Origin of the sequence: Kitasatospora sp. NPDC056783 (assembly GCF_042789895.1) — a bacterium.
GTDB lineage: Bacteria > Actinomycetota > Actinomycetes > Streptomycetales > Streptomycetaceae > Kitasatospora.
Window position 1 is genome coordinate 18,457 of the sequence record NZ_JBHUAF010000148.1, and the last position, 472, is coordinate 18,928.

Below are 472 nucleotides of genomic sequence, written 5' to 3' on the forward strand. Positions count from 1 at the left end.
ATCTGAGCGTCAGCACCGGTCTGCCCAACCCGCACCGACTCGACGACCTGCGCGAGATCGCCGCCGTCACGCTCGCCCACTGGCGGACGGGGAACGCCACCGCGACACTGGTCACCCACCCGATCCGCGAGGAGGACGGCATTCCGTCCGCCGACATCGAGGCCGCTCTCGCGGACGCCACCGCCGAGGCGCAGGCCGCCGGTGTCACCGGACCCGCGATCACGCCGTACCTCCTGAAGGCGATATCCCGGGCGACCCACGGACGCACCTCGGCCGCCAACCGGTCCGTGCTGCTGTCCACCGCGACCGTGGCGGGGGAGTTCGCCGTACAGCTCTCCGCGGAGCTCGCCGAGTACGCCGGGGCGCGCTCATGACGACGCGCGACCGGGCCGCCGCGGTCCTCTTCGACCTGGACGGCACCCTGCTGGACACCCCGGGCGCCATCGCCGGAGTCCTGCACCGGGTACTGGAG

General features: G+C 73.1%; 1 protein-coding gene. It reads left to right on the forward strand.

All coding sequences use genetic code 11. The features are described from left to right. On the forward strand, positions 1-374 hold a 374-nt coding region (locus tag ACFRMQ_RS21495; protein ID WP_380732127.1), incomplete at its 5' end, for a pseudouridine-5'-phosphate glycosidase. Between the last annotated feature and the right edge of the window lie 98 nt (positions 375-472).